Origin of the sequence: Ruicaihuangia caeni (assembly GCF_040536845.1) — a bacterium.
Taxonomy (GTDB): Bacteria; Actinomycetota; Actinomycetes; order Actinomycetales; family Microbacteriaceae; genus Ruicaihuangia; species Ruicaihuangia caeni.
Genome location: NZ_CP159582.1, coordinates 890,571 through 911,592, shown reverse-complemented (window position 1 = coordinate 911,592; position 21,022 = coordinate 890,571). Strand labels below are relative to the sequence as shown.

Below are 21,022 nucleotides of genomic sequence, written 5' to 3'. Positions count from 1 at the left end.
CTAGGGATCACCCGCGACATCCGAGGGCGACCGCCCCGGCCTCTGGGACGGTGCCGCCTTGGGCTCGCGCACGGCCCAACGCAGCCAGCGCGGCACCAGTCGGCGCGCCTGCCGGGCGATCTTCTCCCGCTCCCGTCGTTGGCGCTCTCGCTCTGCTTGGGCGACCGCGGGGTCGGCGATGACGCCCCGATCCTCGAGCGTCTCGGCGATCCACGCTGCCGCGATGAGCACCACCTGGCAGGCGAGGTTGATCCACAGCAACAGCCCGAGGAGCACCGCGAAGGAGGCGAGGAGCGGATTGTTCCCGGTTCGCGCGAGCAGCAATCCTGCCGCGAGCTTGAGCGCACCCAGGCCGATCGCGCCGATCAGGGCACCGCCGATCAGGGCTTTGAACGGAATCCGGAGCACGCTGACGAAGCGGAAGAGCACGCACAGGGCGAACACGTCGATCGCCGCCATGAGCACTAGACCGGCCGCGCGCAGAACGAGCGTGACGACGGCCGAGTCCCGGTCGAGGCCCACGAGTTCCGCGAGGCCGCCGAACAACTGCATGCTCACCACAGAGAGCGCCGCCGAGACGAGCACGAGGGCGCCGAGCGCGATCCCGAACCCCAGATCGCGCAGCTTGAGCAGCGCGAAGTTCACTTCTGCCGGTGGGTAGTCGAAGATGATGCGCACGGCTCCCCGGGCGGCGCCGAGCCAGCCGACCGCGGTGAAGACGAGCCCGCCCAGCGCGATCGCTCCGGTCCAGCTGAGGGTGACCCCCACCTGCAGGGTGTTCGGATCGATCACACCTCCACTGCCCGAGTCGATGAGACCGGGGATGAAGCCGTTCACCGATTCGATCAGCGCGTCGAGCAATTCGTCATTGCCGACCAGCACGAGGCCGATGATCGAGAAGGCCACCCACACCGCGGCGAACACCGCGAAGAGTCCGCGAAAGGTGAGCCCTGCGGCGAGCAGCGGTCCGCGTGAAGTCGAGTACCGCTGCCAGGCCCGCACCGGCCGCTTCTGCATGAGGAGCTCGAGCCGTTTCTTCGCCTTCTGCAGCAGTCCCCGCTCGTCCCCCATGTTCTCAGGCTACTGAGCGAGCTCCGCTCGGCCACCCGAATGCACCCCCGCCCGGGGGTAGGCTGTGGCGCACCCTGCAGCGCACGGAACGACGTGCGCGGGAACGGAAGGTGCGGCCATGGAGCTTCGCGGTGTCGGCGTCGGTCTCGGGATCGCAATCGGGCCGGTCCTGCGGATGCCGGACCCGCTGCCCGATCCCGACGACACCCAGCGCACCGCCGACGCCGCCGAGGAGCTCGGCCGGGTCACCGAGGCGCTGGCAGCGGTGGCCGCCGAGTTGCGCTCTCGGGCAGCAGCCGCAGGCGGGGAAGCACAAGAGGTGCTCGAGGCCACAGCACTCATGGCCGAGGATCCGATGCTGCTCGACGAGGTGCGCACGCGCATCGATGCCGGCAGCACCGGCGAGCGGGCGGTGTTCGACGCCATCGCGACGTTCCGGGCGACGCTGACCGCCATGGGCGGCTACATGGCTGAACGCGCTGCCGACCTCGGCGATGTCTCCCAGCGCGCCCAAGCTCGGCTCCGCGGAGTGCCGGCCCCGGGGGTTCCCGAGAGCGATACTCCGTTCGTGCTCGTCGCCGCCGACCTCGCGCCGGCTGATACCGCAATGCTCGATCTCGAGAAGGTGCTCGCGCTCGTCACGAGCGAGGGTGGACCGACGAGCCACACGGCGATCCTCGCGCGGGCGAAGTCCATTCCGGCCATCGTGGGGGTCGGAGGAGCGGCCGAACTGGTCGACAGCACCATGGTGCTCGTCGATGCCGCGGCCGGCACGGTGATCGTGGCACCGAGCGATGAGCAGCGCGCCGAGGCCGAGCGCGCCATCGCCGAGCGGGCATCCCGGGCGGCGGCGCCGCTCACTCCCGGTGCACTCGCCGACGGCACTTCGGTGCCCTTGCTCGCCAACCTCGGCAACCCCGATGAGGCGAAGCACGCCGTCGACCTGGGTGCCGAGGGAGTCGGGCTCTTCCGCACCGAGTTCCTCTTTCTGGGCGAGGCGGAGGCTCCATCCGTCGAACGGCAGCGTGAAGCGTACTCGCGGCTCCTGCAGGCGTTCGAGGGCAAGAAGGTTGTCGTGCGGGTGCTCGACGCGGGCGCTGACAAGCCGCTCGCCTTCCTCAGCGATGCGCACGAGGAGAATCCGGCGCTCGGACTGCGAGGCATCCGCGTGCTCCGCCAGCGCGAAACGGTGCTGCGCGACCAGCTCACCGCGCTGCAACAGGCGGCTGAGCAGGCGCCGGGTACTGAACTCTGGGTGATGGCGCCGATGGTCTCCGACGTCGAGGAGACCGAGTACTTCGTCGAACTCGCCAAGTCTCTCGGGCTGCGCACTGTGGGCGTCATGGCCGAGGTGCCGAGCCTCGCCGTCCTCGCCGAGCAGGTCGTCGCCGCCTGCGACTTCGTGAGCATCGGCACGAACGACCTCACGCAGTACACCCTCGCCGCAGACAGGCTGCTGGGCAGTGTCGCCTCGTTCCAAGACCCGTGGCACCCCGCGGTGCTTCGCATGATCAAGCTGCTGGGGGATGCCGGGAACGCCGCCGGCACACCGGTCGGCGTCTGCGGCGAGGCCGCAGCCGACCCGCGGCTGGCCGTGGTGCTCGTGGGCCTCGGCGTCACGACGCTGTCGATGACGCCCGCCGCGCTCGCCGACGTGCGCGCCGAGCTGGCCACGGTGACGCTCGGCGAGGCCCGCGGCAGGGCCGAGCGCGCCCTCGGTGCGCGCAGTGCCGCGGACGCGCGGGCCGCGGCATCCGCTCCTGCCTGAACCGCGAGAGCCGTCAGCCCGCGCAAACGAGAGAACCCCGCCCGGTCGAAACCGTGCGGGGTTCTCGTGCGACGCGAGGGCACTCGCGCCAGAGTCGCGAGCTAGACCTTGCCGCGGATCATCGCCTGCTTGACCTCGGCGATCGCCTGGGTCACCTGGATGCCGCGGGGGCAGGCCTCGGTGCAGTTGAAGGTCGTGCGGCAGCGCCAGACGCCCTCCTTGTCGTTCAGGATGTCGAGGCGCACATTGGCCGCTTCGTCGCGCGAGTCGAAGATGAAGCGGTGCGCGTTCACGATGGCCGCCGGGCCGAAGTACTGGCCGTCGGTCCAGAACACGGGGCAGCTCGAGGTGCACGCCGCGCACAGGATGCACTTCGTGGTGTCGTCGAAACGCTCACGCTCGGCGACCGACTGGATGCGCTCCTTCTCGGGCTTCGACGACGCCTGCAGGAAGGGCTGGATCTGCCGGTACGACTCGAAGAAGGGCTCCATGTCGACGACGAGGTCCTTCTCGAGCGGAAGGCCCTTGATCGCCTCGACGTAGATGGGCTGCGAGATGTCGAGGTCCTTGATCAGCGTCTTGCACGCCAGACGGTTGCGGCCGTTGATGCGCATGGCGTCCGAACCGCAGATGCCGTGCGCGCAGCTGCGGCGGAACGTGAGCGATCCGTCGACCTCCCACTTGATCTTGTGCAGCGCGTCCAGAATGCGATCGGTCGCGTACATCTCGACGTCGTAGTCCACCCAGCGCGGTTCCTCGTCGACCTCGGGGTCGAAGCGGCGGATGATCAGCGTCACGGTGAACGACTCGATGGTGGGCACGGGTGCCTCGGCCACGTGGTCGGCCATTAGTACTTCCTCTCCATGGGCTGGTACCGCGTGATCACCACGGGCTTCCAGTCCAGTCGAATGTGATCGCTGGCGTCGGACGAGTGCCGGTCACCCGTGAGGTACGCCATGGTGTGCTTCATGTAGTTCTCGTCGTCGCGATCGGGGTAGTCGTCGCGCATGTGTCCGCCGCGGCTCTCCTTGCGGTTCCGCGCCGAGTACACGACGACCTCGGCGAGGTCGAGCAGGAAGCCGAGCTCGATGGCCTCGAGCAGGTCGGTGTTGAACCGCTTGCCCTTGTCCTGCACCGACACGTTGCGGTAGCGCTCGCGCAGGTTGTGAATGACCTCGGTCGCCTCGGCGAGCGTCTCGTCGGTGCGGAACACCTGGGCGTTCCGGTCCATCGTCTCCTGCAGCTCGCGGCGGATCGTCGCCACCCGCTCGGTGCCGTTGGAGTTGCGCATGAACTCGAGCGTGTCGCGCACCTCGGCCGCCGGGTCCTCGGGAAGGGGCACCCAGTCGGCGTTCTTCGCGTACTCCACCGCGTTGTTGCCGGCGCGCTTGCCGAACACGTTGATGTCGAGCAGCGAGTTGGTGCCGAGGCGGTTGGAGCCGTGGACCGACACGCAGGCGCACTCGCCGGCCGCGTAGAGGCCCGGTACGACGGTCTCGTTGTCGGCGAGCACTTCGGCGTCGACGTTGGTCGGGATGCCTCCCATGGCGTAGTGCGCCGTGGGCATCACCGGCACTGGCTCGTGCACGGGGTCGACGCCCAGGTAGGTGCGCGCGAACTCGGTGATGTCAGGGAGCTTCGTCTCGAGCACCTCTGCGCCCAGGTGGGTGCAGTCGAGGTACACGTAGTCCTTGTTCGGGCCGGCGCCTCGGCCTTCGGCCACTTCCTGCACCATGCAGCGGGCGACGATGTCGCGCGGTGCGAGGTCCTTGATGGTCGGTGCGTAGCGCTCCATGAAGCGCTCACCGCTCGCATTGCGCAGGATCGCTCCCTCACCGCGAGCACCCTCGGTGAGCAGGATGCCGAGGCCGGCGAGGCCGGTCGGGTGGAACTGGAAGAACTCCATGTCTTCCAGCGGCAGGCCCTTGCGCCACACGATGCCGACGCCGTCACCGGTGAGGGTGTGCGCGTTGGACGTGGTCTTGAAGATCTTGCCGAAGCCGCCGGTGGCGAACACGACCGACTTCGCCTGGAACACGTGCAGTTCGCCGGTGGCGAGGTCGTAGGCCACGACGCCGGCGACGCGCTTCGCGCCGTCGATCTCGCTCATCACGAGGTCGAGCACGTAGAACTCGTTGAAGAAGTTGATTCCGTGCTTGACGCAGTTCTGGTAGAGCGTCTGGAGGATCATGTGCCCGGTGCGGTCGGCCGCGTAGCACGCGCGACGCACTGGGTTCTTGCCGTGCTCCGCGGTGTGACCGCCGAACCGGCGCTGGTCGATCTTGCCATCGGGCGTGCGGTTGAACGGCAGGCCCATGTTCTCGAGGTCGAGCACCGCGTCGATGGCCTCTTTCGCCAGGATCTCAGCGGCATCCTGGTCGACGAGGTAGTCGCCGCCCTTGACGGTGTCGAAGGTGTGCCACTCCCAGCTGTCCTCCTCGACGTTCGCGAGCGCCGCGGCCATGCCGCCCTGCGCTGCACCCGTGTGCGAGCGAGTCGGGTAGAGCTTCGAGATGACCGCGGTCTTGGCCTTCGGCCCGGCCTCGATGGCCGCCCGCATCCCGGCGCCACCCGCGCCCACGATCACGACATCGAATTGGTGGTAGTGCACTCCGTCGACGATCGATCCGTCTTGGTACTCAGGCATTACGCGGCTCCACAGAAGCTAGGCAAGAGGTCGGCGCTCGCGCCGGCAGGGCAGGGGTCGAAGGTGAAGACCACGAGGGTGCCGAGGATGATCAGCACCGCGGCGACGGCGAACAGTGCACCGTTGAGCACCTTGCGCGCGGTCTCGCTGCGCACGTAGTCGTTGACGAGGGTGCGCATGCCGTTCGCGCCGTGGATGAGCGCGAGCCACAGCATCGCGACGTCCCACCACTGCCAGAACGGTTGCGAGAGCTTGCCGCCGACGAAGCCGAAGTCGATCGCGCTGATGCCATCGCCGACCATCAGGTTCGTGAACAGGTGGCCGAAGATGAGCACGACCAGCAGCACGCCGCTGACGCGCATGTAGATCCAGCCCCACTTCTCCCAATTGGCGCCTTTCCGGCGCGGAGCAGCGGCGCGGGGCGATTCGATGGTTGAAGACATTCCCAAATCCCTCGCTTAGTGGCTGAAGACGTTCATCAGGTGGCGCGGGGTGAAGCCCAGCATGAGTAGCGCCCAGAGCACGATGACGGTCCAGAACATGAGCTTGTGGTGGCGCGTGCCGCCGGCCCAGAAGTCGACGAGGATGATGCGCAGACCGTTCAGGGCGTGGAACACGATCGCTGCGACGAGTGCGACCTCGCCGAGGCCCATGATCGGCGTCTGGTACGTGCCGATGACGGCGTTGTACGCCTCGGGGCTCACGCGCACGAGTGCGGTGTCGAGCACGTGCACGAGCAGGAAGAAGAAGATGGCCACGCCGGTGACCCGGTGCAGCACCCACGACCACATGCCCTCATGGCCGCGGTACAGCGTGCCGGCGGGCCTGCCAGGCGGGTCGATGTCGGGCGTGCGTCGCCTGGCGAACTCGTCTGCCAGGGCTTCGGCCGATTTCTCTGGCACGAGGGACCCTCCTTGAGGAAGCTGCTGGCCGCGCGCACGAAGGGACCGCGACCGTTCGATTCACGAACGATTTCCAGTCTATTCCGCTATGGGAGCAGCGCTGGTTAGGGCAGCCTAAGTGACCCGCTGGGCGGCAACCCCGCCGAGGTCGTCCCGCACGATATGCGGTCTCATGCAGACATGGTCGGGGTTGCCTGGCGCCGTGCCGCAATGACCTCCTCGTAGCGCGCGAACAGGTCGACGCAGACCGACTCCCAGGTGCGCGACAGCACCCGCCGTCGGCCCGCCTCGCCCATCCGCGCCCGCAACGCAGGGTCTGCTGCGAGTGCGCGGACGTATTCGCGCATCTGGCCATCGTTCTCAGGATCGTAGAGAAAGCCGTCGACGCCGTGGTCGACCAGGTCGATAGGGCCACCGGCTCTCGGGGCGACCACCGGCAATCCCGAGGCTTGCGCCTCCTGCAATGTCTGGCCGAACGTTTCCTCGGCTCCGGTATGCACGAACACATCGAGTGCCGCGTACGCGGTTGAGAGCGCTGGGCCGCTGAGCGACCCGAGCCAGCTGACCGGCATGCGGCGAAGCGAGTTCTGCGCGGTCTGGCGCGCCGGCCCGTCACCCGCGATCGCGATGCTGATGCCGGGGAGCCCCCGCAACGCTGCGAGCCGCTCGACCTGCTTCTCCGGAGCGATTCGTCCGACGTAGCCCACCACGACCTGCCCGGTGGGTGCGATGTCGGCTCGAAGCCTCTGCGTCGCCGGCGTGCTCCTGAGGTTGGGGTGAAAGCCTTGCACGTCCACGCCCCTTCCCCAGAGCGCCAACCGTGTGAGTCCGAGCCGCCGCAGGTCGGCGAGCGCCGCCGTCGAGGGAGCGAGGGTGAGGTCAGCCCCCTCGTGCACCCGGCGAACGACGTTCCACGCGGCCGTCTCCAGGGCTCGCAGTCGATTGCGGCGGGCATAGCGGGCCACGTCCGTCTGGTAGATCGCAACCGTCGCGATTCCGAGCCGTCGTCCCGCTGCCAGCGCCGCTGTGCCGAGCAGGAACGGTGAGGCGGCGTGGATGACGTCGGGCGCGAAGCGGGCGAGCAGTTGCTGAACCTGCGGAACCGGCATCCCGACCTGAAAGCTCCGATAGCCGATCGCCGGTACTTCATGCACAGCGAACCCGGCGTACCTGCGCGGGCTCTCGGCCGACGGTGTGATGACGATGGCTTCGTGGCCTCGCGCGGCGAGTTGCTCGAGCACGTGGCGCACGCTCGTCGTGACGCCGTTCAGGCTCGGGAGGAAGCTCTCGGTGATCACCGCTACGCGCACAACCGCGACGGTACGGGCGCGAGGTTGCGCCGCCGTGGCCGGCGGACGTCCGTTGTTGGCTGCCGTGGTAGACGGGAGGTGTCAGAAGCACGCGAATAGGGTGGAGGCCATGCAATCGAGCGCGCCCGGTATCGACCGCTTCTACAGCGTCATCCCCGCCGGAGGGATCGGCTCGAGGCTCTGGCCGCTCTCCCGTGCCGATGCACCGAAGTTCCTCCACGACCTCACCGGCTCCGGACAGAGCCTGCTGCGCGACACCTGGGATCGGTTGGCTCCTATATCGGGCGAGCAGCGGATCATGGTGGTCACCGGCCGGGCCCACCGCGCGGCGGTGGAGGAGCGCATCCCCGAGCTCGCCGATCACAATGTCGTGCTCGAGGCCGACCCGCGCGACTCGAGCGTGGCGATCGGTCTCGCCGCCGCGATTCTCGAACGACGCGAACCGGGCGTCATCATCGGCTCCTTCGCGGCGGACCACGTCATCCGCGACACCCGAGCGTTCGAGCGGGCGGTCGTGGAAGCGGTCGCTGCGGCGGATGCCGGGTACATCGCCACGATCGGCATCGCGCCGACCGAGCCGGCCGTGGGCTTCGGATACATCCGGTGCGGCGCGCCGCTCGACCTTCCCGGCGCGCCCAGTGCGCGCCTGGTGGAGCACTTCGTCGAGAAGCCCGACATCGCGACGGCTCGCGGTTACCTCGCCGACGGCGGGTACTTCTGGAACGCCGGCATGTTCATCTCGCGCGCGAGCCTGCTGCTCGAACGGCTCGGCGCGACCGAGCCGGAGTTGCTCGACAACCTGCTCGAGCTCGCGGCGGCGTGGGACACCTCTCGGCGCGGAGCGACCGTCGACCGTGTGTGGCCGCGGCTCAAGAAGATCGCGATCGACTACAGCGTCGCCGAGCCGAGCGCTGCTGAGGGCAAGCTCGCGGTGATCCCCGCGCACTTCGGCTGGGATGACGTCGGCGATTTCGCCTCCCTCGCGAAGCTGCACTCCGGTGGCCGCTCCTCCGACCTGGCGATCCTCGGAGAGAACGCGCGAGTGCTCTCAGACGCCTCGAGCGGGGTCGTCGTGAGTCAGACGGGTCGTCTCATCTCGCTGATCGGTGTCAGCGACATCGTCGTCGTCGATACCCCGGATGCGCTCCTCGTCACCACGAGCGAGAACGCCCAGCGCGTGAAGGCGGTCGTCGACGCGCTCAAGCTCTCGGGTCGCAACGACGTGCTTTGAGATCGGGCTCCGCGGGAGAGGCGTCGTCGGCCGCCGAGTCGCGTTCGTCGGGCCGCGTGAGGTGCGCCGCGCAACCGACTCGCCCTCATTCCCGGCTCGACGCTGTTTCCTTGCGCGCGAACGCGCTCGAGTAACGCTTAGGCTACGACCGCGAATTTCCTTCAGTGTCTGCCGGGGATTCGGTAACGTAGGCCTAATTCTGCTCCGGACCGTTCCGGGCATCCCTTCCAGGAGGACACCTTGAGAAACTCAATGCGGCGTTTCGCAATCGGAGGCGCGGCCGCCATCGGCACGAGCGTGCTCGTGCTCACCGGCTGTGCCGCTCCCCCCGAGACGGACGGCAACGGCAACGGCAACGGCGAGACCTCGAACCCCGACTTCATCCCCTGCATGGTCTCCGACACCGGTGGGTTCGATGACAAGTCGTTCAACCAGCTCGGCTACGAGGGCCTGACCGAGGCGGCGCAGGAGATCGGCTCGACCCCGAACACCGTGCAGTCGAACGCAGAGACCGACTACGCCTCCAACATCAGCAACCTCGTCGACCAGGGCTGCAACCTGATCGTCACGGTCGGCTTCCTGCTCGCCGAGGCCACGGTGGCCGGCGCAGAGGCGAACCCCGACGTGGACTTCACCATCATCGACGACTTCGCTGACCTGAACGGCGACGGCAAGCCCGACTCCGACAACATCAAGCCCATCGTCTTCGACACCGCCCAGGCGGCCTTCCTCGCCGGCTACGCTGCCGCGAGCTACTCGAAGACGGGTGTCGTCGGCACCTACGGCGGCATCGCGATCCCGCCCGTGACCATCTTCATGGACGGCTTCGTGCAGGGCGTCGAGTACTACAACGCCCAGAAGGGCACCTCGGTCCGCGCGCTCGGCTGGGACGTCGCAGCACAGAACGGCTCGTTCACCGGTGGCTTCGAAGCCGGCATCGAGTCGAAGTCGCTCGCACAGAGCCTCATCGACCAGAACGCCGACGTGATCCTCCCGGTCGGCGGGCCGATCTTCACCTCCGCGGTCGAGGCGATCCGCGACTCGGGCAAGGACATCGTGATGATCGGCGTCGACGCCGACCTGTACGAGACCTACCCCGAGGGCAAGGACCTGTTCCTCACCTCGATCCTCAAGGGCATGAAGGTCGGTGTGCACGACGTCGTGATCCAGGCCTCGAAGGGCGAGTTCGACAGCACGCCGTTCGTCGGCACGCTCGACAACGACGGTGTCGGCATCGCGCCGTTCCACGACTTCGAGTCCAAGGTCGACTCGGCGCTCGCGGACGAGCTCGACCAGGTGCGCAAGGGCATCATCGACGGCTCGGTCGAGGTCACCTCGCCCTCGTCGCCGAAGCAGTAACACTCGCCCTCGGGCGGGAGGGGGAGGCCGGCATCCGCATGGCCTCCCCCTTCCCTCATTCTCGGTGCGCGTGCACGCGTTCCGGCCGGCGCGACGCGGCGCCACGACTCCTCGTGAACACCCGCACCGCGCTTCTGCTCCCTCCTAGAATCGGGAACCATGAAGCTCGAACTTCGCGGCATCACGAAGCGATTCGGTGCCTTGGTCGCCAACGACCACATCTCGCTCACAGTCGAGCCAGGTGAGATCCACTGCCTGCTCGGTGAGAACGGCGCGGGCAAGTCGACGTTGATGAACGTGCTCTATGGCCTGTACCAGGCGGACGAGGGCGAGGTGCTCCTCGACGGTGAGGTGCAGCACTTCAGCGGTCCGGGCGACGCCATGGCGGCGGGCATCGGAATGGTGCACCAGCACTTCATGCTCATCCCCGTCTTCACCGTGGCCGAGAACGTCATGCTCGGGCACGAGGCGACGAAGACCGGCGGTGTGCTCGACCTCGATGCCGCGCGTAAGCAGGTGCGCGAGATCTCCGCCCGCTTCGGGTTCCACGTCGATCCCGATGCGCTCGTCGAGACGCTGCCCGTCGGCGTGCAGCAGCGCGTCGAGATCATCAAAGCACTGTCGCGCGACGCGAAGGTGCTCGTGTTCGACGAGCCCACCGCGGTGCTCACGCCGCAGGAGACCGACGAGCTGATGGCGATCATGCGCCAACTCCGGGATTCCGGCACCTCCATCGTCTTCATCACCCACAAGCTGCGTGAGGTCCGCGAGGTCGCCGATCGCATCACCGTCATCCGGCTGGGCAAAGTCGTCGGCGAGGCATCGCCCGAAGCCAGCACTACCGAGCTCGCGTCGATGATGGTCGGGCGCGCGGTCGATCTCTCGGTCGACAAGGAGCCACCGCGCCTCGGTGAACCGGTGCTCGTCGTCGACGGCCTGAGCGTCGCCGACGCCACCGGCCAGGTGCACGTCGATGACGTCTCATTCGAAGTACGGGCCGGCGAGGTGCTCGCCATCGCGGGAGTGCAGGGCAACGGGCAGACCGAACTCACAGAGGCGCTGCTGGGCCTCCAGCCGCACGTCAAGGGATCGATCACGCTCAACGGGCGCGAGATCGTCAAGCGCGGCGTGCGCAAGATCCTCGACGCCGGTGTCGGCTTCGTTCCGGAGGACCGCACTGAAGACGGCCTCGTGGCGGAGTTCACGATCGCCGAGAACCTGATGCTCAACCGCTCCACCGGGGAACCGTTCGTGCGGTTCGGCAACCTTCAACTCGGCTTCCGTGACGATTTCGCGCGCGAGAAGACGAAGGAATTCGACATCCGAGCTCAGGGCATCGACTCGCTCGCCGGGCGGCTCTCGGGCGGCAACCAGCAGAAGGTCGTGCTCGCGCGCGAATTGAGCCGCGACCTCCGTCTGCTGGTCGCGGCGCAGCCGACCCGCGGTCTCGATGTCGGCTCGATCGAGTTCGTGCACTCGCGCATCATTCAGACGCGGGATGCCGGCATCCCCGTGATCGTCGTCTCCACTGAGCTCGACGAGGTGTCGGCGCTGGCCGACCGTATCGCGGTGATGTACCGCGGCAAGATCGTGGGCATCGTGCCGGGCGACACGCCCCGAGAGGTGCTCGGTCTCATGATGGCGGGCGAGACGCCCGCGGGAGCGGGGGAGGCCGCATGAGCGAGCAGACCGAAGTCGTGACCCAGCCCGAGCCCGCGCCGGAGCAGCGCGACCGCACGGTCGAGCAGTCGTCGCGCTGGCAGCAGGCGATGCGCGACATCGTCGGTGGCAGCGCGATGATCTCGGTGCTGGCTGTGCTGCTCGCGTTGATCGCTGGCGGCATCCTGATCGCCGTCACCGATGCTCGCGTGCAGCAGGCGGCCGGGTACTTCTTCGCCCGTCCCGGCGACATGCTCGGCGCCATCTGGAACGCGGTGTCCAAGGCCTACCTCGCCCTGTTCCGCGGTTCGATCTACAACTTCGCACGCGACGATGTCGGCTCGGCGCTCACCTCGCTCACCGACACGCTCGTGTTCGCCACCCCGCTGATCGCAGCCGGCCTCGGGGTCGGACTCGGGTTCCGGGCGGGCCTGTTCAACATCGGCGGGCGCGGGCAGATGATTATGGCGGCCGCGGCCGCAGGCTGGGTTGGATTCTCGTTCAACCTGCCGCCGGTGATCCACGTGATCGTCGCCGTCGCGGCCGGCCTCATCGCCGGTGGCATCTGGGGAGGCATCGTCGGGCTGCTCAAGGCGAAGACCGGCGCGCACGAGGTGATCGTGACGATCATGCTGAACTTCGTCGCGCTGTACTTCCTCATGTACATGCTGCGCACGCCCGGGCTGCTGCAGGCGCCCGGCGGCAACACGCCGAAGACGCCCCCGATGGAGCCGACGGCGATCTTCCCCCCGCTGTTCCCCGGGCACAACGTGCACTGGGGCTTCCTCACCGCCATCGCGGCGACCGTGTACGTGTGGTGGCTGCTCAATCGCTCCAGCATGGGGTTCCAGTTCCGCGCGGTGGGCATCAACCCGAACGCTGCACGCACCGCCGGTATGAGCGTGTCATCGGTCTACATCTGGACGATGACCATCTCGGGCGCCCTGTGCGGGCTCGCTGGGGTGAACCAGGTGCTCGGCACGGTGACGAGCGGCTTCAGCTCGGGCATCGACGCCGGCATCGGGTTCGACGCGATCACCGTCGCGCTGCTGGGCCGCTCCCGTCCGTGGGGCATCTTCGCCGCGGGGCTGCTCTTCGGAGCCTTCAAGGCGGGCGGCTTCACCATGCAGGCCGCGGCCCAGGTTCCCGTCGACATCGTGCTCGTCGTGCAATCGCTGATCGTGCTCTTCATCGCGGCGCCGCCCCTGGTGCGCGCGATCTTCAGGCTGCCGACGCCGGGTACCGCGCCTCGCCGCCGAGTGCGCGCTTCCGATCGTCGCGCTGAGAAGGGAGCGGCCGCATGAGCGCCGCGACGCAGGCTCCAGCAGCCGAGACCTCGAACGGAGCGGTCGCCGTCGCCCGTGCCGCGGTCGTGAGTTGGAAGGCGCCGATCGCCTTCGGCGTGTTCGCGCTCCTCGCCCTGGTGCTCTTCGTGCTGAACCCGCGCGCCGAAGCGGAGACCGGCTTCCGGCTCTCCACCGGCCGCGACTTCATCCAGATCCCCGACGTCGTCGTTCCGTCGTTCCTCACGGGCGTGGTCATCACCGTCGCGCTCTTCGCGATCGCCCTGTGGAGCGCGATCCTGGTGCGCCAGCGCCGCAAGACGCCGCTCTGGGCGGTCATCGTGTTCGCGGTGCTGTTCATGGTGGGATTCCTGGCGTGGGCGGCTGCCGGCGAGACGGTTCCGGTGCCCGGACTCCTGATCGGCACGGTGTCGCTGAGCGTGCCGCTCATCTTCGGGGCGATGGCGGGTGTCATCTCAGAGCGCGGAGGCGTGGTCAACATCGCCATCGAAGGGCAATTGCTCTCCGGCGCCTTCACCTCGGCGCTGATCGCCAGTGTCACGAACAATCCCTACCTGGGCCTGCTCGGGGCGGCGGTCGCCGGGCTCCTCGTCTCGTTCGTGCTGGGAGCCTTCGCGGTCAAGTACTTCGTCGACCAGATCATCGTCGGCGTGGTGCTCAACGTGCTCGTCATCGGGCTCACGAGCTTCCTGTACTCGAAGGTGCTCCAGGCGGATGCGGCCACGCTGAACTCGCCGGAGCGCTTCGCCCGCATCGACATCCCGGTGCTCAGCGGCATCCCGATCATCGGGCCCGTGCTGTTCAGCCAGACGATCATCGTCTACGTCATGTACGTGGCCGTCGCGGTGATCGCGTTCGCCCTCTTCAAGACACGCTGGGGCCTCCGCCTCCGCTCGGTCGGCGAGCACCCGACGGCAGCCGACACGGTGGGCATCAACGTGGCCGCGACCCGCTTCTGGAACGTCTCGCTCGGCGGCGCGATCGCAGGCTTCGGCGGCGCGTACTTCACGCTCGGCTCGGTCGGCGCGTTCCAGAAGGAGATGACCGCCGGCATGGGCTTCATCGCCCTCGCCGCCGTCATCTTCGGCAAGTGGCACCCGGTGAAGGCCACCTTCGCGGCGCTGCTCTTCGGATTCGCGACGAACCTGAAGAACGTGCTCGGCGTGATCGGCTCGCCCGTGCCGAGCGAGTTCATGCTCATGCTGCCGTACGTCGTCACGGTGTTCGCGGTCGCCGGGCTCGTCGGTGTCTCAAGAGCCCCCGCCGCAGACGGCAAACCGTACATCAAGTCGTAGCGCGGCATCCGCAGACCGCAGCGGAGCCCGCCGAGAACGAGAGGATCGGCCATGACTGCAGAACGCGACTCCGATAGCGCGGAGACCAAGTCGGCCGCGCGCGCGATCGACTGGACCGCTCTCCGTGACGCGGCGAACGACGCCATGTCCAAGGCCTACGCGCCGTACTCGCAATTCCCGGTCGGGGTCGCCGCGCTCGTCGACGACGGCCGCATCATCGCGGGGTGCAACGTCGAGAACGCGTCGTACGGTGTCGGGCTCTGCGCGGAGTGCTCGCTGGTCAGCGCGCTGCACATGACCGGTGGCGGCAAGCTCGTCGCATTCACCTGCGTCGACGGTCACGGCAACACACTCATGCCGTGCGGTCGCTGCCGCCAGCTGCTGTACGAGCACTCGGCTGAGGGAATGCTCCTCGAGACGGTGTCGGGCATCAAGACCATCGACGAGGTCCTGCCGGATGCGTTCGGGCCCCGCACCCTCGAGGAGTACCGGGCATGAGCGGGGCGCTCGAGGCATTCGACACGGTCGACCTCATCCGCGCCAAGCGCGACGGCGGCGAGCTCACCACCGCCCAGGTCGACTGGCTGATCGACGCCTTCACGCGAGGCTTCGTGGCCGACGAGCAGATGAGCGCGCTGGCGATGGCGATCTTCCTCAACGGCATGTCGCGACGCGAGATCCGCGACCTCACCCTCGCGATGATCGCAAGCGGTGAGCGCATGCGATTCGACTCGCTCGAGAAGCCCACCGCCGACAAGCACTCCACCGGCGGCGTCGGCGACAAGATCACCCTTCCGCTGGCGCCGCTCGTCGCCTCGTTCGGCGTCGCTGTGCCGCAACTCTCCGGCCGCGGGCTGGGCCACACCGGCGGCACCCTCGACAAGCTCGAGAGCATCCCCGGGTGGCGCGCCGACCTCAGCAATGACGAGTTCTTCGCGCAATTGGAGTCGGTCGGCTCCGTCATCTGCGCCGCGGGGTCCGGCCTGGCGCCGGCCGACAAGAAGCTCTACGCCCTACGCGACATCACCGGCACTGTGGAGTCCATTCCGCTGATCGCGTCGTCGATCATGTCGAAGAAGATCGCCGAGGGGACCGGAGCGCTCGTGCTCGATGTGAAGTTCGGGTCAGGCGCGTTCCTGAAGGATCAGGCGCGCAGCCGCGAGCTCGCCGAGACGATGGTGCAGCTCGGGCAGGACGCGGGCGTGGCCACTGCGGCGCTCCTGACGAATATGAACGTGCCGCTCGGCCTCGCCATCGGCAACGCGAACGAGGTGCGCGAGTCGGTCGAGGTGCTGGCCGGCGGCGGACCCGCCGATGTAGTCGAGCTCACCGTCGCGCTTGCCCGTGAGATGCTCTCGCTCGCCGGGCAGCCGGAGGCCGATGTCGAAGAGGCGCTGCGCGACGGCCGGGCCATGGACACCTGGCGGGCCATGATCACGGCGCAGGGCGGTGACCCGGATGCCGCGCTGCCCGCCCCGCGCGAGACATACGTGGTCACGGCACCGCGTTCCGGGGTGCTCACCAAGCAGGAGGCTCTCGCATTCGGCGTCGCGGCCTGGCGTCTGGGTGCCGGACGAGCGCGCAAGGACGACCCCGTGCAGCACGCGGCGGGTATCGACCTGCACGCCAAACCAGGCGACCGGGTGCGCGAGGGCGACCCGCTGTTCACCCTGAGCGCCGACGAGCCGGCCCGGTTCGCGCGCGCGCTCGAGGTGCTCGACAGTGCCTGGGCCATCGGCGACGAGGGCGATGCCGTCGAAGACGGCGGGCCGCTCATCGCCGACCGCATCGGCTGAATCTCGGACGACGCACATGGGTGCGTCGGACCCGCAGAGTGCGGCAAGCTGGGGTCATGTCCTCGCTATCCATTCGCATCTCCGACGAGGTGAGCTCTGCGCTCGCCGCAGGCAAGCCGGTTGTCGCTCTCGAGTCCACCATCATCAGCCATGGCCTCCCGCGCCCTCGCAACTTCGAAGCGGCTCAGGAGTTCGAGGCGATCCTCCGCGATGCCGGTGTGACGCCCGCGACGATCGCCGTCATCGACGGTGTGCCGAACGTCGGGCTCGACGACCAGGGGGTGCGTCGCATCGCCGAAGACGAGGCCATGTTCAAGGCGTCGGTGCGCGACCTGGCCGTGCTCGCGGCCAAGGGCGCGAGCGGCGCCACCACGGTGGCCGCCACCGCCTTCCTGGCTGACAAGGCCGGCGTGAGAGTGTTCGCCACCGGTGGTCTCGGCGGAGTGCACCGCGGAGCGTCCAGCACCTTCGACGAATCAGCCGACCTCTCGGTGATGGCCCGTACCCCGGTCACGATCGTCTCCGCCGGGGTCAAGTCGGTGCTCGACATCGCCGCGACGCTCGAACGTCTCGAGACGTTCAGCGTGCCCGTGCTCGGCTACCGCACCGATGAGTTCCCGAGCTTCTGGCTGCGCACTTCAGGGCACGCACTCGATTGGCGGGTCGAGTCGGCCGACGAGATCGCGGCAGTGATGCGGCAGCAGGATGCATTGGGAGAGCGTGCCGGCATCCTGGTCGCCAACCCGCTTCCCGAGGGCCAGCAGTGGGACCCGGCCACGCATGACCGGGTGCTTGCCGAAGCCCTGGCCGCTGCGGACGACCAGGGGGTGCACGGGAAGGCCGTGACGCCGTTCCTGCTCAACACGATCGTGGAGGCCTCCGGTGGTGTGAGCCTGGAGGTCAACCTGGACATCGCGCGGAACAATGTGGCGCTGGCCGGCGAGATCGCGACCGCCTGGGCGGCTGGGTCGGGGGCGTGACCGACGCCGGCTCCGGCGCTGCTGTCGCCGACTCGCGACGCGCCTCGATCGCGGTCTTCGGCGATGTGATCGATGACATCGTCGTGCGGCCCCTCGCGGCCATCCGGCCTGACACCGACACCCCGGCGAGCATCGAACGGCGAGCCGGCGGGTCAGCGGCGAATGTCGCCGCGTGGCTGGGCAGCATCGGTGCTCCTGTGCGGTTCTACGGCCGCGTCGGGCGCGGCGACAGCGCGCATCATGCCGCGCTCCTGGGCGAGATCGGCGTGGAGGCCGAACTGGTCGAAGACCCAAGACTGCCCACCGGCACCATCGTCGTGCTGCTCGAGGGGGAGGGTCGGCGAACCATGCTCACCGAGCGCGGCGCGAACGCCGTGCTCACCACGGCTGAGGTCGGCGAATGGCTGTGGGGCGAAGACCCGACGGGAGATCGGCCGCTTCCCGCGTTGGTGCACTTCACTGCCTACAGCGTCTTCAACGATGCCGACGCGGTCGTCGATTACCAGGCGTTCATCGCCCGCTGCCGCGACGCCGGGATCACGGTATCGGTCGACGCGAGTTCAGCCGGTTCGCTGACCGACTTCGGCGTGGAGCGCTTTCTCGACGCGGTCGCCGGGGCGTCCGTGCTGCTGCCGAACCTCGATGAGGGCCGGGTGCTCACCGGACTCGACGACCCGCTGGAGGTCGTGCGCGCGCTCGGACCTCGATTCGACGTCGTCGCCATGACCATGGGCCGAGAGGGCGTCGTGGTGTGCGCTCCTGGCCTCGACGCCACACACGTGCCGGTGCGGCCTGTCGACGACGGCGACCCGATCGGTGCGGGAGACGCGTTCACGGCAGCATTCCTCGATGACTGGCTGCGGACAGCGGATGCCGTCTCGGCAGCCCTCGCCGGCGGGCGGCTCGCCGCGCGGGCTCTCGCGCGCACCGGCGCGCGACCCTGAGCCCGGTCTACTGCTCGGGGTCGCCGATCCGCTTGAGCGCGTCGACGACGAGACCCCAGAACTTGCCGTGGTCGAGATCGGTCGCGACATGCGTCGTGCATTCCGCCGGGGCGGGCGCCCGGAAGTCGGCGACCGTCATGCCGAGCGTGAGTGCGCCCGTGAGCTCGACGTCGAGCGGTACCTTGGTCACCTTCATCACCGTCGGGTCGATCACATACGCCACTGCGCACGGGTCGTGCACGGGCGGGTACTCGAAGCCCTGCTCGCGCTTGTAGGTTTCGCCGAAGAACTCGAGCAGCTCGCCGACGAAGCGCGCCGGGGCCGTGTTCACGGCCGCGATGCGCTCGGCCACCTCGGTGGTGGCGAGGGCTTCGTGCGTGAGGTCGAGTCCGACCATCACGAGCGGCCATTCCTCGTTGAACACGATGTGGGCGGCCTCGGGGTCGATGACGATATTGAACTCGGCGACCGCGCTCCAGTTGCCGACGTGCACGCCGCCGCCCATGAGCACCACCTCGCGCACTCGCGGGACGATGCGCGGCTCCTTGCGCGCCGCCATCGCGATGTTCGTGAGCGCCCCGGTCGGCACTAGCGTCACCGTGCCGGGCTCGTGCGACATGATCGTGTCGATGATGAGGTCGACGGCGTGCCGCGAATCGAGCTCGAGCACCGGATCGGGCAGCACCGGGCCGTCAAGCCCTGACTCGCCGTGGATCGAAGGCGCTGTCTCGACCTCGCGCACCAGCGGGCGCTGTGCCCCCGCAGCGAAGGGAACACCGGTGATCCCTGCGACGCGTGCGACCGAGAGCGCGTTGCGCGTCACCTTCTCGAGGGTCTGGTTGCCCATCACTGTGGTGACGGCGAGGAGCTCGATCTCTGGACTGCCATGGGCCAAGAGCATGGCGATCGCATCGTCGTGGCCGGGGTCGCAGTCGAGAATGATCTTCTTGGGCACATTCCGAGACTAGCGGCCAGGGGCCCCGGCTAGATTTGAGACATGATCGCCCGCGCCGACGACCAGACGCACATGTCCGCCGAACCAGACGGCGGCACTCACGCCGAGGCCGATGCGCTGCACCGATCAGGCGCTGCAGAGAGTGGCGAGTCGGCGGCAGCGGTCTTCCTGGTCGACGGCATCGACATCGCACTGCTGCCCAAGGTGTCGCTGCACGATCACCTCGACGGTGGCCTGCGGCCCCAGACCATCATCGAACTGGCCGGCGAAGCGGGCGTTGCCCTGCCCGCCGACGACGCTGAGTCGCTTCGGCGCTGGTTCGCCGAGCGCGCCGACTCGGGGTCGCTCGTCGAGTACCTGAAGACGTTCGATCTCACCGTCGCCGTGATGCAGACGGCTCCTGCGCTCGAGCGCATCGCCCGCGAGTTCGTCGAAGACCTGGTCGCCGACGGCGTCATCTACGCCGAGGTGCGCTGGGCGCCGGAGCAGCACCTCGCCGGTGGGCTCACCCTCGACGAGGCGGTCGAGGCGGTGCAGTCGGGCCTGGAGCTCGGCATGGCGGATGCCGCGGCATCCGGTCACGAGATCCGTATTGGCCAGCTGGTGACCGCGATGCGGCACGCTGACCGGGGGCTCGAGATCGCGGAGCTCGCGCTGCGTCACCGCCACACTGGCGCGGTCGGCTTCGACTTCGCCGGCGCCGAAGCGGGCTTTCCGCCGAGCAAGGCGCGCGACGCCTTCGACCTGCTCGCGGCCAACCACTTCCCGGTCACCGTGCATGCGGGAGAGGCCGACGGTCTCGCGAGCATCGAGGGCGCGCTGTTCGACGGCCGTGCACTGCGGCTCGGCCATGGCGTGCGCCTCGCGGAGGACATCGACTTCGAGGGCCAGGACGACGAAGCCACCTACGTCTCGCTGGGACCGGTTGCGCGGTGGGTCAAGGACCGCGAGATCGCGCTCGAGCTGAGCCCATCGTCCAACCTGCAGACCGGCGCCATCCAGGCGTGGGGCGAATCGCTCGCCGAGCACCCCTTCGACCTGCTGTACCAGCTCGGATTCCGGGTGACCGTGAACGTCGACAACCGCCTCATGAGCGCCACCACGCTGACGCGCGAACTGGGCCTTCTCGCCGAGACGTTCGGGTACGGCCTCGAAGACCTCGAGCAGTTCCAGCTGAACGCCGTCGCCGCGGCGTTCTTGCCGATCGAAGACCGAGTCGCGCTCGCCGGCCGCATCATCGAGGCCTACGACAGCGTGCTGGGCGAAGAACTGTTCGGCGGTACGTCGGTGCAGGACAGCTGACGGATGCCGCTACCAGCACTCCCCGAACGCGCGATCGTCATCGGGGCACGCGTGCGCGATTGGCGGGCCGCGGTGACCCGCGCCGGCGACGCTCTCCAGCGCGCAGGGGTGACCCGAGCGACCTATACGCAGCGCATGGTGCGAACCGTCGAGGACCACGGCGCGTACATCGTGATCGCTCCAGGTCTCGCGCTCGCGCACGCCCGGCCAGGCCGGGACGTGCTCACCGAGGGACTCAGCGTGGTGACGCTCGAGGAGCCGGTCTCGTTCGGGCACCCGTACAACGATCCGGTGCGCGTCGTGCTCGGCCTGGCGGTGCGGAGCCCCGAGCGGCACATCAGCGCCGTCGCCGAACTCGCGAATGTGTTCAACGACGAATCGGTGATCGCGAGCATCGCTGCCGCGGAGCGCCCGGCCGACGTGCGGGCCTTGCTCCGCAGCTGATCCGATCCGGGGCTTCCAAGCTGGTCGGGCGGCTCGTTGCAGCATGACCCGGCCC

The 21,022-nt window shown here is 68.5% G+C and carries 19 protein-coding genes; 12 read left to right on the top strand and 7 right to left on the bottom strand.

Features of this window, described 5'->3' with window-relative positions; translation table 11 throughout:
- On the bottom strand, positions 1 to 1,071 hold the full coding sequence (locus ABV606_RS04135; protein WP_353988470.1) for a YihY/virulence factor BrkB family protein: 1,071 nt from the start codon (positions 1,069 to 1,071) through the stop codon (positions 1 to 3).
- 118 nt (positions 1,072 to 1,189) lie between these two features.
- Between ABV606_RS04135 and ptsP the strand changes: the two genes are divergently transcribed.
- Entirely contained in the window at positions 1,190 to 2,839 is a 1,650-nt protein-coding gene (ptsP, locus tag ABV606_RS04130; RefSeq protein ID WP_353988469.1) for a phosphoenolpyruvate--protein phosphotransferase, read from the top strand.
- Positions 2,840 to 2,940: 101 nt separating this feature from the next.
- On the opposite strand, the gene ABV606_RS04125 is transcribed toward ptsP, so the two are convergent.
- The 5 genes from ABV606_RS04125 to ABV606_RS04105 form a co-directional block, all read right to left on the bottom strand.
- Positions 2,941 to 3,687 (bottom strand): succinate dehydrogenase iron-sulfur subunit, encoded by a 747-nt coding sequence (locus ABV606_RS04125; RefSeq protein ID WP_281489125.1) that lies wholly within the window; start codon positions 3,685 to 3,687, stop codon positions 2,941 to 2,943.
- Positions 3,687 to 5,486: a succinate dehydrogenase flavoprotein subunit gene (sdhA, locus tag ABV606_RS04120; protein WP_353988468.1), complete on the bottom strand. Its 1,800-nt coding sequence runs from the start codon at positions 5,484 to 5,486 to the stop codon at positions 3,687 to 3,689. The genes ABV606_RS04125 and sdhA overlap by 1 nt, the downstream gene beginning before the upstream one ends.
- Positions 5,486 to 5,929 carry a succinate dehydrogenase hydrophobic membrane anchor subunit gene (locus ABV606_RS04115; RefSeq protein WP_281489127.1) on the bottom strand — a complete coding sequence of 148 codons (444 nt, stop codon included), beginning with the start codon at positions 5,927 to 5,929 and terminating at the stop codon, positions 5,486 to 5,488. Before ABV606_RS04115 ends, sdhA begins: the two co-directional genes overlap by 1 nt.
- 15 nt (positions 5,930 to 5,944) lie before the next feature.
- Entirely contained in the window at positions 5,945 to 6,364 is a 420-nt protein-coding gene (gene sdhC / locus ABV606_RS04110; protein WP_422785389.1) for a succinate dehydrogenase, cytochrome b556 subunit, read from the bottom strand.
- A 194-nt stretch (positions 6,365 to 6,558) separates the two neighbouring features.
- On the bottom strand, positions 6,559 to 7,698 hold the full coding sequence (locus ABV606_RS04105) for a glycosyltransferase family 4 protein (protein ID WP_353988467.1): 1,140 nt from the start codon (positions 7,696 to 7,698) through the stop codon (positions 6,559 to 6,561).
- 109 nt (positions 7,699 to 7,807) lie between these two features.
- Between ABV606_RS04105 and ABV606_RS04100 the strand changes: the two genes are divergently transcribed.
- From ABV606_RS04100 to ABV606_RS04060, 9 genes are all read left to right on the top strand, one after another.
- Complete coding sequence (locus tag ABV606_RS04100; RefSeq protein WP_353988466.1) at positions 7,808 to 8,929, top strand: mannose-1-phosphate guanylyltransferase; 1,122 nt, start codon at positions 7,808 to 7,810, stop codon at positions 8,927 to 8,929.
- A 252-nt stretch (positions 8,930 to 9,181) separates the two neighbouring features.
- Positions 9,182 to 10,288 (top strand): BMP family lipoprotein, encoded by a 1,107-nt coding sequence (locus ABV606_RS04095; RefSeq protein WP_435415394.1) that lies wholly within the window; start codon positions 9,182 to 9,184, stop codon positions 10,286 to 10,288.
- A 159-nt stretch (positions 10,289 to 10,447) separates the two neighbouring features.
- Entirely contained in the window at positions 10,448 to 11,968 is a 1,521-nt protein-coding gene (locus ABV606_RS04090) for an ABC transporter ATP-binding protein (RefSeq protein ID WP_353988464.1), read from the top strand.
- Positions 11,965 to 13,251, top strand: coding sequence for an ABC transporter permease (locus ABV606_RS04085; protein ID WP_353988463.1), 1,287 nt, complete (start codon positions 11,965 to 11,967; stop codon positions 13,249 to 13,251). The genes ABV606_RS04090 and ABV606_RS04085 overlap by 4 nt, the downstream gene beginning before the upstream one ends.
- Positions 13,248 to 14,546 (top strand): ABC transporter permease, encoded by a 1,299-nt coding sequence (locus ABV606_RS04080; RefSeq protein ID WP_353988462.1) that lies wholly within the window; start codon positions 13,248 to 13,250, stop codon positions 14,544 to 14,546. The genes ABV606_RS04085 and ABV606_RS04080 overlap by 4 nt, the downstream gene beginning before the upstream one ends.
- 51 nt (positions 14,547 to 14,597) lie before the next feature.
- Positions 14,598 to 15,044, top strand: a complete 447-nt coding sequence (locus ABV606_RS04075; RefSeq protein ID WP_353988461.1) for a cytidine deaminase — start codon at positions 14,598 to 14,600, stop codon at positions 15,042 to 15,044.
- On the top strand, positions 15,041 to 16,342 hold the full coding sequence (locus ABV606_RS04070; protein WP_353988460.1) for a thymidine phosphorylase: 1,302 nt from the start codon (positions 15,041 to 15,043) through the stop codon (positions 16,340 to 16,342). The genes ABV606_RS04075 and ABV606_RS04070 overlap by 4 nt, the downstream gene beginning before the upstream one ends.
- A gap of 56 nt (positions 16,343 to 16,398) precedes the next feature.
- Entirely contained in the window at positions 16,399 to 17,322 is a 924-nt protein-coding gene (locus tag ABV606_RS04065; protein ID WP_353988459.1) for a pseudouridine-5'-phosphate glycosidase, read from the top strand.
- Positions 17,319 to 18,266 carry a carbohydrate kinase family protein gene (locus ABV606_RS04060; protein ID WP_353988458.1) on the top strand — a complete coding sequence of 316 codons (948 nt, stop codon included), beginning with the start codon at positions 17,319 to 17,321 and terminating at the stop codon, positions 18,264 to 18,266. The genes ABV606_RS04065 and ABV606_RS04060 overlap by 4 nt, the downstream gene beginning before the upstream one ends.
- A gap of 7 nt (positions 18,267 to 18,273) precedes the next feature.
- Here the strand turns inward: ABV606_RS04060 and ABV606_RS04055 are convergent, their stop codons facing one another.
- Positions 18,274 to 19,221, bottom strand: coding sequence for a nucleoside hydrolase (locus tag ABV606_RS04055; protein WP_353988457.1), 948 nt, complete (start codon positions 19,219 to 19,221; stop codon positions 18,274 to 18,276).
- Positions 19,222 to 19,263: 42 nt separating this feature from the next.
- On the opposite strand from ABV606_RS04055, the gene ABV606_RS04050 reads away from it, so the two are divergent.
- Together ABV606_RS04050 and ABV606_RS04045 are read left to right on the top strand one after the other, a co-directional pair.
- A complete protein-coding gene (locus ABV606_RS04050; RefSeq protein ID WP_353988456.1) occupies positions 19,264 to 20,523 on the top strand; it encodes an adenosine deaminase in 1,260 nt (419 codons plus the stop codon).
- A 3-nt stretch (positions 20,524 to 20,526) separates the two neighbouring features.
- Complete coding sequence (locus ABV606_RS04045; RefSeq protein ID WP_353988455.1) at positions 20,527 to 20,967, top strand: PTS sugar transporter subunit IIA; 441 nt, start codon at positions 20,527 to 20,529, stop codon at positions 20,965 to 20,967.
- Positions 20,968 to 21,022 lie beyond the last annotated feature (55 nt).